The organism is Candidatus Pantoea symbiotica, assembly GCF_056491525.1.
Genome location: NZ_JBSZHR010000002.1, coordinates 2,135,285 through 2,150,625 on the forward strand (window position 1 = coordinate 2,135,285; position 15,341 = coordinate 2,150,625).

At 58.9% G+C, this 15,341-nt stretch carries 15 protein-coding genes; 14 read left to right on the forward strand and 1 reads right to left on the reverse strand.

Annotated elements, in window-relative coordinates; genetic code table 11:
• Window positions 1-170 precede the first annotated feature (170 nt).
• From ACXIZX_RS10540 to aroQ, 6 genes are all read left to right on the forward strand, one after another.
• The gene (locus ACXIZX_RS10540) at window positions 171-293 is read left to right on the forward strand and encodes a hypothetical protein (RefSeq protein ID WP_007889544.1); all 123 of its coding nucleotides are present in this window, start codon (window positions 171-173) and stop codon (window positions 291-293) included.
• A 170-nt stretch (window positions 294-463) separates the two neighbouring features.
• Window positions 464-2,194, forward strand: a complete 1,731-nt coding sequence (gene argS, locus ACXIZX_RS10545; RefSeq protein ID WP_179450582.1) for an arginine--tRNA ligase — start codon at window positions 464-466, stop codon at window positions 2,192-2,194.
• Window positions 2,195-2,587: 393 nt separating this feature from the next.
• On the forward strand, window positions 2,588-3,967 hold the full coding sequence (locus tag ACXIZX_RS10550; RefSeq protein ID WP_061718574.1) for an MFS transporter: 1,380 nt from the start codon (window positions 2,588-2,590) through the stop codon (window positions 3,965-3,967).
• 18 nt (window positions 3,968-3,985) lie between these two features.
• Window positions 3,986-5,245: a gallate dioxygenase gene (locus ACXIZX_RS10555; protein ID WP_179450580.1), complete on the forward strand. Its 1,260-nt coding sequence runs from the start codon at window positions 3,986-3,988 to the stop codon at window positions 5,243-5,245.
• The gene (locus ACXIZX_RS10560) at window positions 5,245-6,084 is read left to right on the forward strand and encodes an amidohydrolase family protein (protein WP_179450895.1); all 840 of its coding nucleotides are present in this window, start codon (window positions 5,245-5,247) and stop codon (window positions 6,082-6,084) included. The genes ACXIZX_RS10555 and ACXIZX_RS10560 overlap by 1 nt, the downstream gene beginning before the upstream one ends.
• The gene (gene aroQ, locus ACXIZX_RS10565) at window positions 6,081-6,512 is read left to right on the forward strand and encodes a type II 3-dehydroquinate dehydratase (RefSeq protein WP_179450578.1); all 432 of its coding nucleotides are present in this window, start codon (window positions 6,081-6,083) and stop codon (window positions 6,510-6,512) included. Before ACXIZX_RS10560 ends, aroQ begins: the two co-directional genes overlap by 4 nt.
• Here the strand turns inward: aroQ and ACXIZX_RS10570 are convergent, their stop codons facing one another.
• A complete protein-coding gene (locus ACXIZX_RS10570) occupies window positions 6,513-7,739 on the reverse strand; it encodes a LysR family transcriptional regulator (protein ID WP_179450576.1) in 1,227 nt (408 codons plus the stop codon).
• A 130-nt stretch (window positions 7,740-7,869) separates the two neighbouring features.
• Between ACXIZX_RS10570 and galB the strand changes: the two genes are divergently transcribed.
• From galB to ACXIZX_RS10610, 8 genes are all read left to right on the forward strand, one after another.
• The gene (gene galB / locus ACXIZX_RS10575) at window positions 7,870-8,610 is read left to right on the forward strand and encodes a 4-oxalmesaconate hydratase (RefSeq protein WP_061718569.1); all 741 of its coding nucleotides are present in this window, start codon (window positions 7,870-7,872) and stop codon (window positions 8,608-8,610) included.
• A complete protein-coding gene (locus tag ACXIZX_RS10580; protein WP_179450574.1) occupies window positions 8,607-9,320 on the forward strand; it encodes a 4-carboxy-4-hydroxy-2-oxoadipate aldolase/oxaloacetate decarboxylase in 714 nt (237 codons plus the stop codon). Before galB ends, ACXIZX_RS10580 begins: the two co-directional genes overlap by 4 nt.
• Before the next feature lie 3 nt (window positions 9,321-9,323).
• Complete coding sequence (locus ACXIZX_RS10585) at window positions 9,324-10,412, forward strand: 4-oxalomesaconate tautomerase (RefSeq protein ID WP_479404105.1); 1,089 nt, start codon at window positions 9,324-9,326, stop codon at window positions 10,410-10,412.
• Window positions 10,413-10,415: 3 nt separating this feature from the next.
• Window positions 10,416-11,300: an NAD(P)-dependent oxidoreductase gene (locus tag ACXIZX_RS10590; protein ID WP_479404106.1), complete on the forward strand. Its 885-nt coding sequence runs from the start codon at window positions 10,416-10,418 to the stop codon at window positions 11,298-11,300.
• A 116-nt stretch (window positions 11,301-11,416) separates the two neighbouring features.
• Window positions 11,417-11,872 carry a GlcG/HbpS family heme-binding protein gene (locus tag ACXIZX_RS10595; RefSeq protein ID WP_061718565.1) on the forward strand — a complete coding sequence of 152 codons (456 nt, stop codon included), beginning with the start codon at window positions 11,417-11,419 and terminating at the stop codon, window positions 11,870-11,872.
• A 15-nt stretch (window positions 11,873-11,887) separates the two neighbouring features.
• Entirely contained in the window at window positions 11,888-12,415 is a 528-nt protein-coding gene (locus ACXIZX_RS10600) for a sugar dehydrogenase complex small subunit (protein ID WP_479404107.1), read from the forward strand.
• Entirely contained in the window at window positions 12,408-14,009 is a 1,602-nt protein-coding gene (locus tag ACXIZX_RS10605; protein ID WP_061718563.1) for a GMC family oxidoreductase, read from the forward strand. Before ACXIZX_RS10600 ends, ACXIZX_RS10605 begins: the two co-directional genes overlap by 8 nt.
• A 10-nt stretch (window positions 14,010-14,019) precedes the next feature.
• On the forward strand, window positions 14,020-15,333 hold the full coding sequence (locus ACXIZX_RS10610) for a c-type cytochrome (RefSeq protein WP_479404108.1): 1,314 nt from the start codon (window positions 14,020-14,022) through the stop codon (window positions 15,331-15,333).
• Window positions 15,334-15,341 lie beyond the last annotated feature (8 nt).

Genomic DNA, 15,341 nt, shown 5'->3' on the forward strand with positions numbered 1-15,341 from the left:
GGATTTATCGCCAAAACAGGTCCAGCAGTTACTTTATGAAAGTGGCTTAACCTTCTGTTATTATTCAGGATAGTTAATACAATGAGATAACTCTTATTTAAGTTGCAAACAATTGCAGCCTGATACCCTTTCTTATAAATTTGTGTTTCACAACTACAAGGAACGGCCTTATGTCTATGCTCATTGTTGTCGCGGTCCTGATTGCATTAATGGGATTTGCAATTTCCCGCCATTGGAAGGTGCGTGAAGACAAAAGCGTTAAAAATCCTCGTCGTCACCCACGGCGCCGTTAATCGGCGCTGAGGGCCCGATGTTATGTCTCACTGAATACCGAATAGCTGACTCACTTTAACATTTCACGTATACTTCCCCTCTTATTTTTCCGTCCCGCCGCGCAGTTGCGGGATGACGACATCGGCTCGCCGCCTACAGGCGGGCCTTTTCAGCATATGAAGGTAACGCGGTGAATATTCAGGCTCTTCTTTCCGACAAAGTCAGTCAGGCAATGATTGCGGCGGGTGCGCCTGCCGATTGCGAACCTCAGGTTCGTCAGTCTGCGAAGGTACAGTTCGGTGATTACCAGGCAAACGGTATGATGGCCGTGGCGAAAAAGCTCGGTCAGGCACCGCGACAACTGGCTGAGCAGGTGATTCAGCATCTGGATCTTAACGGCATCGCCAGCAAAGTCGAAATCGCCGGTCCCGGCTTTATCAATATCTTCCTCGATCGTGCATGGCTGGCGGCGCAAACCGCGCAGGCGCTGCAGCTGCCGCGCCTCGGTGTGAGCAGTGTCGCGCCGCAAACTATCGTGGTGGATTACTCCGCGCCCAACGTGGCGAAGCAGATGCATGTCGGTCACGTCCGCTCCACCATCATTGGTGATGCCGCAGTGCGTACGCTGGAGTTTCTCGGCCATAAGGTGATCCGCGCCAACCACGTCGGCGACTGGGGCACGCAGTTCGGTATGCTGATTGCCTATCTGGAAAAGCAGCAGAACGAACACCATGAAGAGATTGCGCTGGCTGACCTGGAAGCCTTCTACCGCGAAGCCAAAGTGACCTACGATGCCGACGAAGCCTTTGCCGAGCGCGCACGTAATTACGTGGTGAAGCTGCAAGGTGGCGATGAATATTGCCGCAGCATGTGGAAGAAGCTGGTTGATATCACCATGAGCCAGAACCAGCTGGTATATGACCGCCTGAACGTGACGCTGACGCGCAAAGATGTGATGGGTGAAAGCCTGTACAACGACATGCTGCCGGGCATCGTCGCCGACCTGCGCGAAAAAGGGTTGGCGGTGACCAGCGAAGGCGCCACGGTAGTTTTCCTTGATGAGTTCAAAAACAAGGAAGGCGAACCGATGGGCGTAATCATTCAGAAGAAAGATGGCGGCTATCTCTACACCACCACCGACATCGCCTGCGCCAAATACCGTTTCGAAACCCTGCATGCCGATCGCGTGCTGTATTACATCGATTCCCGTCAGCATCAGCATCTGCAGCAGGCTTGGACCATCGTGCGTAAAGCCGGTTATGTGCCGGAATCGGTACCGCTAGAGCATCACGCATTCGGCATGATGCTCGGCAAAGATGGTCGTCCATTCAAAACCCGCAGCGGCGGCACTATTCGCCTCGCCGATTTGCTGGATGAAGCAGTCGAACGCGCGCATGCGTTGGTCAGCGAGAAGAATCCAGAGATGTCAGCGCAGGAGCTGAAAGATCTGTCGGAAGTGGTGGGCATCGGCGCAGTGAAATACGCTGACCTGTCGAAAAGCCGCACCACCGATTACATCTTCGACTGGGACAACATGCTGGCATTCGAAGGCAACACCGCGCCTTACATGCAATACGCCTACACGCGCGTGCTGTCGGTGTTCCGCAAAGCCGGCATTGATGCCGATAGCCTGAGCGGCGACATCGTGCTAACCGAAGAGCGTGAAGCGCAGCTGGCTACGCGCCTGCTGCAGTTCGAAGAAGTGATTACGCAGGTCGCGCGCGACGGTACGCCACACGTGATGTGTGCTTACCTGTACGATCTGGCCGGCCAGTTCTCCGGCTTCTACGAACACTGCCCTATTCTCTCCGCCGAGGACGAGAACATCCGTCAGAGCCGTCTGCAGCTCGCCGCGTTAACCGCGAAAACGCTGAAGCAAGGTCTGGACACGCTGGGCATTAAAACCGTCGAGCGCATGTAATATCAACAGCGGAGAGCACCGCAAACGGCTCTCCGCTGCTTTCCCTCTTCCTTCCTGTTAAAAATCCCTTCAATCCGCTCTGAATTTGGCTTTTATCCTGCTCAATACCTGCAATTTCTCTCGCTTCACACGCTTTCTCAATTTTCCGACACAGCTCACCAAATAAACAAAACTCATACCTTCATAACCATTTTATGGCAGACAAAGTCGCAAGCCATCCCTAATTTGGTATTGAAAGCAAGAAAGCATAAACATGCAACAAGCTGTTTTAAAAGCTAAAAACTATAAAACTTACCCCTGTAATCGGGTTAAAGTGATGCCCCCGGCCAACGTCAGGGCGGAAAAGAATCTCAACCCGATAACGTCATTAATAAAAAAATCAGAGCGTATCCTATGAGCAATCACGACATTATCGATGTAAAAGGCTGGATCGACGCCCGCCCGATCACCGGATACCAGTGGCTGACCCTCAGCCTGTGTTTCATCATCATCATGTTTGATGGCTACGACGCGGCAGCGATGGGTTTCATTGCGCCCGCGCTGATTGAAGACTGGGGCATCAGCCACGCGGAAATGGGGCCAATTCTCGGCGCTGCGATGTTTGGTGTGGCAATTGGCGCGCTGATCGCCGGTCCGTGGTCCGACAAATTCGGCCGGAAGCGCGTGCTGCTGTTGTCGATTGCCGTCTTTGCCTGCTTCAGTCTAATGAGCGCTTTCGCCCGTACGCCGCTGGAAATGGGCGCGTTACGTTTTCTCACCGGCCTCGGTCTCGGCGCGGTGATGCCCAACTGCGTCACGCTGGTGTCGGAATATATGCCGGAGCGCCGCCGCAGCCTGATGATCACCGTGATGTACAGCGGATTTAATATCGGCTCCGGATTGGGCGGATTCATCGCCGCCGGCATGCTGCCGCACTTTGGCTGGCAAGCGGTGCTGGGTTTGGGTGGCCTGCTGCCGTTGCTGATGTTGCCGTTGCTGCTGTGGCTGCTGCCGGAATCGGCGATGTACATGGTGGTGCGTAAAGTCAGTCGCGACAAGATTGCAGCGGTGCTCAAACGTCTGGGCGGCGAGTTCTCCGCTGGCACCGCCTTTGTGCTCAATGCGCCCATCATCCCGAAAAAGGCTCAGGTGCTGCAGCTGTTCAGCCGCGGCTATGCGGGCGGCACTGTGGTGTTATGGCTCACCTACTTCATGGGGCTGTTCGTCATCTACCTGCTGAACGGCTGGCTGCCGACCATTCTGCGTTCTGGCGGCGTAACGCTGGAGCGCGCCGCGATTGTCGCGGGCTTGTTTCAGCTCGGTGGCACCTTTGGCGGCCTGATGGTCGGTGGGCTGATGGACCGCTTCAAAGCGAAATACGTTATCGCCCTGTTCTATCTGCTGGGCAGTTTCTGCCTGGTATCGCAGGGCATCTGGAGCTTTGGCCCGAATGTACTGGCCCTGCTGGTGTTCCTCGCTGGCGTCTGTATCAACGGGGCGCAAACCGGATTGCAAGCCTTCTCCCCGGCCTTTTATCCCACTGAAATGCGTGCCACCGGCGTGTGCTGGATGCACGGCATTGGACGCAGCGGCGCCATTATCAGCTCCTCGCTGGGCGGCGTGCTGCTCGGCGTTTTCCCTGGGCAAACAGCCATTTTTATCGTTTTGTCGCTCCCGGCAGTTTTGGCGGCACTTTCCATCACCCGACATCACCCTGCACAGGTGGCCCGTCAGGTTAAAGGCATCGACCTTAATGACCTGCCGTCCCTGTCGCGTACCCTCAATAATCGATGAAGTAGAGGTCAAAAAATTATGGCTAAAATCATAGGCGGTTTAGCGGTTTCCCATACCCCCACCATTGGCTTTGCGGTTGATCACAACAAGCAGCAGGAAGGCGCATGGGCACCGATTTTCGATGGCTTTGCGCCGATGCAGCGCTGGCTGGAGGAGAAGAAACCGGACGTGCTGCTGTATGTGTTTAACGATCACGTCACCTCCTTCTTTTTTGATCACTACTCGGCCTTTGTGCTGGGCATTGATGACCAATATGCCGTGGCGGACGAAGGCGGCGGCCCGCGCGACTTGCCACCGGTAAAAGGTCATGCGGCGCTGTCACAGCATATTGGTGCCAGCCTGATGGCGGATGAGTTCGATATGTCATTCTTCCAGGACAAAGCGCTGGATCACGGCCTGTTTTCGCCGCTGTCGGCGCTGGCACCGTGGCAAGGCGGCTGGCCAATGCAGGTGGTTCCGCTGGCGGTCGGCGTTTTACAGTTCCCGATTCCGACGGCACGTCGCTGCTATAAACTCGGCCAGGCACTGAAGCGCGCGGTGGAGAGTTTCCCGGAAGATCTGAAAGTTGCGGTGGTAGCCACCGGCGGCGTATCACATCAGGTTCACGGCGAGCGCTGCGGCTTCAACAATCCCGAATGGGATGCGCAGTTTATCGATCTGCTGATCAACGATCCCGAGCGCCTGACCGAAATCACCCTGGCGGAATACGCCACGCTCGGCGGCCTGGAAGGTGCGGAAGTGATTATGTGGTTGATCATGCGCGGTGCGCTGTCGGCCAACGTCGAGAAACTGCATCAGGATTACTATCTGCCTTCGATGACCGGTATCGCCACGCTGATCCTCGAAAACCAGTCACGCGAAGCACCGGTTGATGTGCATCAGCGTCAGCGCGATAAGATCAACCTGCAACTGAGCGGCGTGGAAAAACTGCCCGGCACCTATCCGTTCACCCAGGCGCGCAGCCTGAAAGCACTGCGTATCAACCGCTTCCTGCACCGCATGATTCAGCCAGAGTGGCGTAAGCGTTTCCGCGAAGCTCCGCAGGCACTGTATCAGGAAGCCGGACTGACCGCTGAAGAGCAAACGCTGATTACCGAGCTCGACTGGCGCGGCATGATCCATTACGGCGTCAGCTTCTTCCTGCTGGAAAAATTGGGTGCAGTGGTGGGCGTGTCTAACCTGCATATCTACTCGGCGATGCGTGGCGAAACGCTGGAACAGTTCCAGCAGACGCGCAATCAGCAGGTGCTCTACTCGGTAGCGGGGAAAAAAGAGTGATGTTTACGCAACCGGTTATCGACTGCCATCACCACGTTTTTGATCCCAAAAACTTTCCCTGGGCGCCCGAAAGCGCCTACAACCCGGACGGACACGAGCTGGCGACGCCGGATTACTATCGCGCCGTGATGCAGGCCTACAACATTCGCCACTCGCTGATTGTCGGCCCGACGTCGGGCTATAACACTGACAATCGCTGCCTGCTGGATACCATCAAGCGCGGTGAAGGCCGTTTCAAGGGCATTGCCGTCACGCCGCGTGATGTGGATAGCGACACGCTCGCCAGCCTGAAAGATCAGGGCATCGTCGGCATTGCGCTTAACGTGGCGATGCTCGGCACCGAGCCGTTTCTCCAGCTCGATGCCCTGATGGGCAGGCTGGCGGAGCTGGATCTCTTCGCCCAGATTCAGGTGCAGAACGATCAGCTGCTAGCGCTAATGCCGCTGCTGTCACGCACCCGCACGCGCCTGCTTATCGATCACTCCGGCCGACCAGATGTCGGCGCAGGCATAGCACAACCGGCCTTTCAGGCGCTGCTGTCGCTGGCCGGTCAGCAACGTACCAGCGTGAAACTTTCCGGGCTGGCGAAATTCTCCCGGCAGCCGTATCCCTTCAGCGATGGACATCCCTATTTGCTGGCCTTGCTGGACGCTTTCGGCGCGGAAAACTGCATGTGGGGATCGGACTGGCCCTTCCTGCGCGCCACTGAACGCATGGATATGGGCACGCAACTGCTGCTGCTCGAACAGCTGATCCCCGATGAAAAGAGTCGCCGTCAGGTGCTTTGGCACACGCCACAGCGGCTGTTTGGTTTTACTGAATTACAGGAGTCACGATGAGAACCATCTATGTATTGAACGGCCCGAACCTCAATCTGCTGGGCACGCGCGAGCCAGAAACCTACGGCTCCGACACGCTGCAAAGCGTGGAAGCGCTGTGCCGCGCAACGGCGGAAGAGCTGGGCGTGGCGATTGAGTTTCGCCAGACCAACCACGAAGGTGAAATGATTGAGTGGATTCAGCAGGCGCGTCACGAAGCGCAGGCGCTGGTGATCAACCCGGCGGCGTGGACGCACACGTCAGTGGCGATCCGCGATGCGGTGACTGGCGTGGCGTTGCCGTTGTGGGAAGTGCACATCACCAACGTGCACAAGCGTGAGCCCTTCCGTCACCACTCCTATCTTTCCGATGTCGCGCAGGGCGTTATCTGCGGCTACGGCATTCGCGGTTACCGCTATGCGTTGATGGAAGCGGCGCGCGCAGGCTGATTATTCATCCTGCCCGCACACTTCTCGCAGGCAGCGGATCAGCGCATCCGCTGCCGGTGAGTGCAGACAGCCCGCCCGCACCGTCAGCCCAATAGCGCGATCGGTATCCGGTAACGGCACCGGCAGCGCCACCAGCGCACCGGACGCCAGTTCCACTTCCAACTGGTGCGCGGAGACCGCCGCCAGCATATCCGACTGCATCAGCAAGCCGCGCACCAACGCCAAATCGCCGGTTTCCACCACCGGATCGGGCGCCGGAATGCCCATCGCCTGAAAACTGTTATTCAGCAGATATCGCGCTGGCGTGGCTGAACGCGGCAGCACCCAACGCGCAGCGCGCAGATCTTCGGTAGAAAGCTCACGTCCTAACAGCGGATGATCGTGACGCGCCAGCAGCACCATGCGTTCGGAAAACAGCGTCTCGCGCGTCACGTCCAGCGCATCTTCATCGCGGCGCAGCGCGCCAAAGATAAAATCGATATCGCCCGAGCGCATTTCCGAGGCCAGCACGCCAAAGGCGCTTTCACTGGTTACCACGCGCACGCCCGGATATCGCGCCGTCAGCATCACGATCGCCTGTGGCAGGATGCGCGTGCGTCCCAGCGGCAATGCGCCCACGCGCACCGTTCCCTCAAGTATCCCGCTGCGGGCGGCGATATCGGCCGGAATATGGCGCAGCTCGTTCAACGCGCGTCGCACGTTGGCTTCAATTTCACGTCCGGCCAGCGAAGGCATCATGCCGTGCGGCGTGCGCTCCAGCAGCGCGATGCCCGCGCCATTTTCCAGTACGCGCAGCGCGGCGCTCACCGCTGGCTGGCTGAGCCCAAGACGCGCCGCCACCGTTTGCATATGCCGCGTCTGACACAGGGTGATAAAAATTTGCAGCCGACGCACGTTAAACAGCCACAGCGGTTCCGCATCGCTACGCAGCGCGCCGCGTCCCTGCAATTTTGCCAGCCGCTGCGGCACCTGATGCAGCTCATCGATCGCCCGCAGCGCGCGCGGCAGCACGCATTTACCGAAGTCAGTCAGCATCATGCCACCGGCGTGACGTTCAAACAGCGTCACGCCTAAGGTGAGCTCCAGGTCGCGAATGGCGCGGGTAATGGCCGACTGGGTGCGAAATAATTCATCTGCCGCCCGCGAGACACTGCCTTGTGCCACCACCTGACTAAATGCCCTGATTTGCATCAGATTTGTCAGCTCCTGCGAGTCCTTTTCCGCCATCTTTCCCTGCCCATTTTCGCCACCGATCGATGTCGCAATATAAATAAAACGCATACCCGCTGCAATTAAATGAATTATCGCCGCCAGGTTGGCAGTGACAGCATGGAAAAAAACAGCGGAGGAGTATGCCATGACTAACAACACCCCAAAAAAAACCGCGCTGGTGGTCAGCGCTCACTCAGCGGATTTCGTCTGGCGCGCCGGCGGTGCCATCGCGCTGCACCATGCGCAGGGCTATGACGTCCACGTTGTCTGCCTCTCGTTCGGTGAACGCGGCGAGTCAGCCAAGCTGTGGCGCAAAGGGGAGATGAGCGAGGCGAAAGTCAAAGCCGCCCGCCGCAGTGAAGCGCAGGCCGCCGCTGAGATTCTCGGTGCCAGCATCGAATTTTTTGATCTCGGCGATTATCCGCTGCGTGCCGACAAAGAAACCCTGTTCCGCCTCGCCGATGTCTATCGCCGGGTGCTGCCGCACTTTGTTCTGACCCACTCATTGCAGGATCCCTACAACTACGATCACCCAATGGCCACGCATCTGGCGCAGGAAGCGCGCATTATCGCCCAGGCCGAAGGCTACCGTCCGGGCGAAAAAATCGTCGGTGCGCCGCCGGTTTACTGCTTCGAACCGCATCAGCCCGAGCAGTGCAACTGGAAGCCGGATGTGCTGCTGGATATCACCTCGGTGTGGGACAAAAAATATCAGGCGATTCAGTGCATGGCCGGGCAGGAACATCTGTGGGAATACTACACGCGCGTGGCGCAGCAGCGCGGCGTGCAGGCCAAGCGTAACGTCGGGATTACCACCAGCCGCGACATCATTTATGGCGAAGGTTATCAGAGCATCTTCCCGCGCGTAACCGAGGATCTGGCATGAGCATTATCGCTAAAAAAGGCGTCGCGGTGCGCCACATTCCGCGCGCGGCAGCTACGGATATCGACGCGCTGGCGCGCTCCGGCGTAGCCACCGTGCATGAAGCGCAAGACCGCAAAGGCTTGCTCGATCCCGCCATTCGTCCGATTCAGCAGGATTGCGCCATCGCGGGCAGCGCGGTCACCGTGCTGGTGGCACCGGGCGATAACTGGATGTTCCACGTCGCAGTGGAGCTCTGTCAGCCGGGCGATGTGCTGGTGGTTGCGCCGACCTCGCCGTGCAGCGACGGCTTCTTCGGCGATCTGCTGGCGACCTCGCTGCAAGCGCGCGGTGTGCGTGGACTGGTGGCGGATGTCGGTGTGCGTGATAGCCGCACGCTGCGCGAGATGGGCTTTGCCGTCTGGTCGCGCGCAGTGTATGCGCAAGGCACAGTCAAAGAGACGCTCGGTTCGGTGAACGTGCCGCTGGTATGTGCCGGGCAGCTGATCTGGCCGGGTGATGTGATCGTCGCCGATGACGACGGCGTGGTGGTGGTAGCACGCGATGAAACCGCCAGCGTGGCAGCCAAAGCGCGTCAGCGCGAAGAATTGGAAGAGAGCAAACGCCTGCGTTTAGCGGCCGGTGAGCTGGGACTGGATATCTATCAGATGCGCCCGCGCCTGGCGGAAAAAGGACTGCGCTATCTCGACACGCTCGATCAACTGGAGGAGTAAACCATGCGCCAGCGTAGCATTCCCTGCTTACTGATGCGCGGCGGCACCTCCAAAGCCGCCTGTTTTCTGGCGCAGGATCTGCCAGCAGATCCTGCGGCTCGCGATCGGGTGCTGCTGGCGGTGATGGGATCGCCCGATATCCGCCAGATTGACGGTCTCGGCGGGGCCGACCCGCTCACCAGCAAAGTGGCGATCGTCAGCGCTTCGCGGCGGGACGATGCCGATGTCGATTACCTGTTTGCCCAGGTCAACGTCGATCAACCCAGCGTCGATTACGGGCAAAACTGCGGCAATATCCTCGCCGCCGTCGGGCCTTTCGCCGTGGAACGCGGGCTGGTAAAGGCAGGCAATCAACGCACCCGCGTGCGCATTTTCATGCAGAACACCGGGCAGATTGCCGAAGCAGAGTTCGCCACGCCCGACGGTGAAGTCGACTATGAAGGTGATCTGCGCATTGATGGCGTGCCCGGCAGCGCAGGCGAGATCGCCCTTACCTTCAAAGACATTGCCGGATCGAGCTGTGGCGCGCTGCTGCCGACCGGTCAGGCGCGCGATCGTTTTGATGGCATCGATGTCACCTGCATCGACAACGGCATGCCGGTGATTTTAATTCGTGCGGCGGATGTCAATCGCAGCGGCTATGAAAGCCGCGACGCGTTAGACAGCGACAGCGAGCTCAAGCAGCGGCTGGAGTCGATTCGCCTGCAGGCCGGGCCGCGTATGAATCTGGGTGATGTCAGCCAGCGTACGGTGCCCAAAGTCACACTGCTGGCTGAAGCGCGTAACGGCGGCGCGATCAGCTCACGCACTTTTATTCCGCATCGCTGCCATGCCTCGATTGGCGTGCTTGGCGCGGTGAGCGTCGCCAGCGCCTGCCTGATCCCCGGCAGCGTCGCCGACGGACTGGCGCGTACCAGCCAACAACCTCAACAGCGCCTAAGCGTAGAACATCCCAGCGGCGAATTCAGCGTGCTGCTGCAGCGCGAAGGCGATAACCCGCTAGCGGGTTGCGGTTTACTGCGCACCGCACGCGCCATCTTTGCCGGTGACGTCATGATTCCGGCGGCAGTCTGGCCCTTCAGCAAGGAGTAATTGATGAACATCACCTTTATCGGTTTTGGCGAAGCGGGCGGCATTCTCGCCCAGGACTTACAGGCGCAAGGCAACGCGGTGACGGTGTGGGACCGCAAAGCCCTTGCGGCAGAAACCCTGCCCGCACTGCAGCAAAAATCGCAACAAGGCGGCGTACGGCTGGCCGCTTCGCTGGCGGACGCGCTGCAAGATGCCACGCTGGTGTTCTCCACCGTTACCGCATCGCAGGCACTCAACGTGGCGCAGCAGGCGGCAGCGCTGTTACAGGCTGGGCAGCATTTTCTTGATCTCAACTCGGTGGCACCGCACACCAAACGCGCCGCAGCTGAAGTGATTGACGCAGCAGGTGCCAGCTATATCGACGTGGCGGTAATGGCGCCGGTGCCGCCCAAGCGGCTAGCGACGCCGCTGCTGATTGGTGGTGCGCAGGCTGAGCGGGTGCAGCCGCTGCTGCAACAGCTAGGCCTCAACAGCCGCCTGCTGGGCAGCGAAGTGGGTGAAGCCTCGGCGATTAAGATGTGCCGCAGCGTGATGATCAAAGGCCTCGAAGCGCTAACGACGGAATGTCTGAGCGCGGCGCGCCAGTACGGCGTAGAGCAAGCGGTGCTGGATTCACTGCACGCCAGCTTCCCGTCGCTGGGCTGGAACGATCAGCTGCCGCACTACCTGATCAGCCGCGTGGCGGAACACGGCCAGCGACGCGCCGAAGAGATGCAGGAAGTGGTGAAAACGCTAAATGACGTCAAGGTACCGGCCGCCATGAGCGCAGCGATTGTTACCACCCAACAAGGGCTGGTAGATGCGTTAAACGCCCGTGCCCTGCGCTATCAACAACTCACGCCGTTCGTTTGGCAAGAGACGCTGGATAAGATCTATCCACCTCAATGAGTTATACGCCTTAAGGTATGCGTTTTGTTTATCGGCAATTGTTTACATTTTTGCAACGGCGTAGCGTAAGCGAGACGAGAAGCAGGTTATAAAACAATAAATATCGGAAGCAAAACATGAAGATTAGAGCATCTGTCGCCCTTTCCCTGCTGCTGGCAGCGGGTATTGGCCAGGCCAGCGCAGCCGCGCTGGACGCCAGCCACACCAACCAGGTTATCACCAGTGTGAAAAACAGCATCAGCGCCCAGCACAGCACCGGCTGCGTGGCGGTGGTTGATGCCAGCGGCACGCTGCTGGCCTTCCAGCGCCTGGATGGCGCGTCGCCGGGCTGTGTCGATGCCGCGATCGGTAAAGCACGCACCTCGGCGTTGTATCACGCCCCTTCCCTGAAATTTATGCAGCGTCTGCAGAGCGGCGAAACCACGGTGCTCGCCATCCCGCACGCTGTGGCGCTCGGCGGCGGTTTCCCGCTCACGCTGCAAAATGAAGTGGTCGGCGCGGTCGGCGTCAGCACCCCTAAACAGGATCTGGATAACCAGGCTTCAGAGGCTGCCGCTCAGGCGCTGAAATAACTTTCGGGAATTTCCATGATGACTCTTTCACGCCGCCGGTTGCTGACCGGCACGGCGGGCCTGCTGGTGGCTGGCGTCCTGACGCAGGCGCTTCCCGGCAGCCTGGCACTCGCCTCGCCACCGCTGGCCGCCGCAGTCGCACCTTCTGCCAGTTTCACTGCGATTTCCGCCCGATTAACCGGAATGGACCAGCCGGATGCTCTGCTGGCGCAGCGCCTCTACAGCTGGCTGCACGACCACTTCCCGCAGCTGGATAGCCAGCTCGATACGCTCAACGCGCTGCTGCAACAGCAACCCGCCGCCAACGGCAGCAGCCTGCTGGCGTTGCTGAGTACGCAGCCCAAAGCCCTCAACGATCTTTATCAGGCGCTGGTTTCCGGCTGGTATCTCGGCGTCGTCGGCCCGCTGCCGCGCCCGCAATGCATCGCTTTTGAGAATATCGTCAGTTATCAGCTGCTACGCGATTCCCTGTTACCGCCGAGCTACGCGCCGGGGCAACCTAACTTCTGGACGCAGCCGCCTGCAAGGAGAGCACATGTCTGATTCATTAAGCGCCGATGTGGTAGTAATTGGCGCCGGGATTGCCGGTTCACTGGCGGCGCTGAAGATGGCCAAAGCCGGCGCATCGGTATTGATGCTGGAGTCTGGCCCTGAGATTAAACGCGATCAGGCGGTGGAGTATTTCCGCAACTCGCCGTTTAAGGGCGACTTCACCGAACCTTATCCGCCGCAGCCGTGGGCGCCACAGCCGAAATTCATTCCCAGCGATAACAATTACCTGATCCAGAAAGGCCCGGATCCCTATCGCGCCCAATATCTGCGCGGCACCGGCGGCACCACATGGCACTGGGCTGGACAAGCGTTCCGCCTGTTGCCAAACGATATGCGCATTCAGTCACTGTACGGCATTGGCCGTGACTGGCCGATCAGCTACGACGAGCTGGAACCCTATTATTGTGACGCCGAATACCAGATGGGCGTTTCTGGCGATAGCGATCTGGCCTCGCCGCGTTCGCGCCCTTATCCGTTGCCGGGCATTCCGCTGCCGTACGGTTTTGATCGTCTGAAGCAGCGACTCGGTCCGCTGGGTTATGAGGTCGGCATTGGTCCGCAGGCGCGTAACAGCATCGCCTACGACGGTCGCCCGGCCTGCTGTGGCAACAATAACTGCATGCCGGTTTGCCCGATTGATGCGCAGTATCACGGCGGCATCGCCGCGCGTAAGGCGCTAGATGCCGGTGTCAAAATCGTTACCAACGCGGTGGTGTTCCGCATTGAGGCCGACGACAAAGGCACCATTCAGGCGGTGCACTATCTCGATCAGAACAAAGCGCGCCATCGCGTGACCGGCAAACAGTTTGTCCTGACCGCCAACGGCATTGAGAGCCCGAAAATCCTGTTGCTCTCCACCAGCGATCGCTACCCGAACGGCATCGCCAACAGCTCCGGTATGGTGGGCCGTAATCTGATGGATCATCCGGGTTCATCAGTGGAGTTCTACGCCGATGAGCCGGTGTGGTTTGGCCGTGGACCGATGCGTCCTGGCAGCATCAATAATATGCGCGACGGCGATTTTCGTGGCGAGCGCTCGGCGCTGCGTATCGACCTCGCCAACACCTCGCCGGTGCGCTATCTCACCGAACGTCTGGTGCGTCAGGGCTATTACGGCAAGGCACTTAACGACAAGTTGGCCTTCCAGGCCGAGCGCTTTGTCCAGCTTAAGTGTTTGCTGGAGATGCTGCCGGAGCCGCAAAACCGCGTCACGCTGAGCAAAACCGAGAAGGATGCGTGGGGTATTCCACGCCTCGAGGTTTACTACAGCTTCCCGGAATATGTGCATCGCGGCTATGACCAGTCGATGATCGACTTCCAGCGTATGGTGAAAGAGATGGGCGGCACCGAGGCGGTTTACAGCAAGCGCGGCGTTTACGACAACAACCAGCACATCACCGGCACTATGATCATGGGCAGCAATCCGCAGGATTCGGTGGTGGACGGTCACTGCCGCACCCACGATCACCCGAACCTGTTTATCGCCGGCACCGGCATTATGCCGTCGGCTTCGACGGTCAACTCAACCCTGACCGGAACCGCGCTGGCGCTGCGTATGGCCGACAGCGTTCTGGCAAGCTTGTAAGGAGCACCCGATGAAACCTGTATTTATTCAGGCCGCTATCGCGGTGGTCCTGATGCAGTGCGCTGTGGCGCAGGCGGCAGACAATGCCGCTCAGATTAAGCGCGGCGAATATCTGGCGCGCGCCGGTGACTGTACTGCCTGTCACACCGCCACCAACGGCCCGCTGTTTGGTGGCGGATTTGCGGTCAGTACGCCTTTCGGCCAGATCTGGGGCAGCAATATCTCCTCCGATAAGCAGTACGGTATTGGCAACTGGAGCGACGACCAGTTCGTTGCCGCAGTGCGCGACGGCATTGGCAAAAACGGCGAGCAGCTTTATCCGGCGATGCCGTATGACTCCTTCACCAAAATGAAGCGCGACGATGTACTGGCGATCAAAGCCTACCTGATGTCGATGCCGCCGGTGCATCAGGCTTCACCGCAAACCGACCTGCCGTTCCCGTTCAACCAACGCTGGGGCATGCGCTTCTGGAAGTGGTTTAACTTCGATAAGGGCGAATTGCAGAACGATACGCAGCAGAGCGCGCAATGGAATAACGGCCGCTATCTGGTTGAAGCGCTGGCGCACTGTGGCACCTGTCATACACCGCGTAATCTGACCATGGGCATGGACAACGATAAAGCGCTGGCGGGCGGCGATCTCGGCGGCTGGATGGCGTACAACATTACGCCGGATAAGCAGGCAGGCATCGGTGACTGGAGCCAGCAACAGCTGGTGACCTATCTGAAAACCGGGTTTGTTGCCAATAAAGCCAGCGCCTCCGGTCCGATGGCCGAAGCGATTGAGCACAGCCTGCAATATCTGCCGGAGAGTGATCTGCAGGATATCGCCACTTATCTGCGCAGCGTCAAGCCGCAGCCGGACTCACAGCAAACCCGTGCGCGCGACAGCTGGGGACAACCTTCCACTGTGCTGATTGCACTGCGCGGTGCCGATGAGGCAACCCGCAATGCCCAGCCCGGTGCAGTAGTGTTTGCCGGTAACTGTGCCAGCTGTCATGGCGCGGAAGGTGCGGGATCGGGCAGCGGTTTTCATGCCTATCCATCGCTGTTCCATCACACCAGCACCGGCGCGGCAGATGCGCTGAACGTGGTATCGGTGATCCTCAACGGCGTTCATCGCCATATGACTGAGGGCGAAGTCTTTATGCCGTCCTTTGCGCCTGAACTGAGTGACCAGCAGGTGGCGGATGTCAGTAACTTTGTGACCCAGCAGTTTGGTAATCCGGCGGCGGCCAAGGTGGATGCGAAGCAGGTAAAAGAATTAAGAGAGGATGCAAAACTGGCTTCACCTCCGATTTACGGTCAGGGAGATAAGCCTTAATTAACGCA

What these genes read in the sequence shown, in the direction of transcription:
- ACXIZX_RS10585 (WP_479404105.1), top strand. Translation starts at nt 9,324, where the DNA reads ATGCGCCAGCGTAGCATTCCCTGCTTACTGATGCGCGGCGGCACCTCC.
- ACXIZX_RS10595 (WP_061718565.1), top strand. Translation starts at nt 11,417, where the DNA reads ATGAAGATTAGAGCATCTGTCGCCCTTTCCCTGCTGCTGGCAGCGGGT.
- galB (WP_061718569.1), top strand. Translation starts at nt 7,870, where the DNA reads ATGACTAACAACACCCCAAAAAAAACCGCGCTGGTGGTCAGCGCTCAC.
- ACXIZX_RS10580 (WP_179450574.1), top strand. Translation starts at nt 8,607, where the DNA reads ATGAGCATTATCGCTAAAAAAGGCGTCGCGGTGCGCCACATTCCGCGC.
- aroQ (WP_179450578.1), top strand. Translation starts at nt 6,081, where the DNA reads ATGAGAACCATCTATGTATTGAACGGCCCGAACCTCAATCTGCTGGGC.
- ACXIZX_RS10605 (WP_061718563.1), top strand. Translation starts at nt 12,408, where the DNA reads ATGTCTGATTCATTAAGCGCCGATGTGGTAGTAATTGGCGCCGGGATT.
- ACXIZX_RS10560 (WP_179450895.1), top strand. Translation starts at nt 5,245, where the DNA reads ATGTTTACGCAACCGGTTATCGACTGCCATCACCACGTTTTTGATCCC.
- ACXIZX_RS10550 (WP_061718574.1), top strand. Translation starts at nt 2,588, where the DNA reads ATGAGCAATCACGACATTATCGATGTAAAAGGCTGGATCGACGCCCGC.
- ACXIZX_RS10540 (WP_007889544.1), top strand. Translation starts at nt 171, where the DNA reads ATGTCTATGCTCATTGTTGTCGCGGTCCTGATTGCATTAATGGGATTT.
- ACXIZX_RS10570 (WP_179450576.1), bottom strand. Translation starts at nt 7,739, where the DNA reads ATGGCGGAAAAGGACTCGCAGGAGCTGACAAATCTGATGCAAATCAGG.
- ACXIZX_RS10610 (WP_479404108.1), top strand. Translation starts at nt 14,020, where the DNA reads ATGAAACCTGTATTTATTCAGGCCGCTATCGCGGTGGTCCTGATGCAG.
- ACXIZX_RS10600 (WP_479404107.1), top strand. Translation starts at nt 11,888, where the DNA reads ATGATGACTCTTTCACGCCGCCGGTTGCTGACCGGCACGGCGGGCCTG.
- ACXIZX_RS10590 (WP_479404106.1), top strand. Translation starts at nt 10,416, where the DNA reads ATGAACATCACCTTTATCGGTTTTGGCGAAGCGGGCGGCATTCTCGCC.
- ACXIZX_RS10555 (WP_179450580.1), top strand. Translation starts at nt 3,986, where the DNA reads ATGGCTAAAATCATAGGCGGTTTAGCGGTTTCCCATACCCCCACCATT.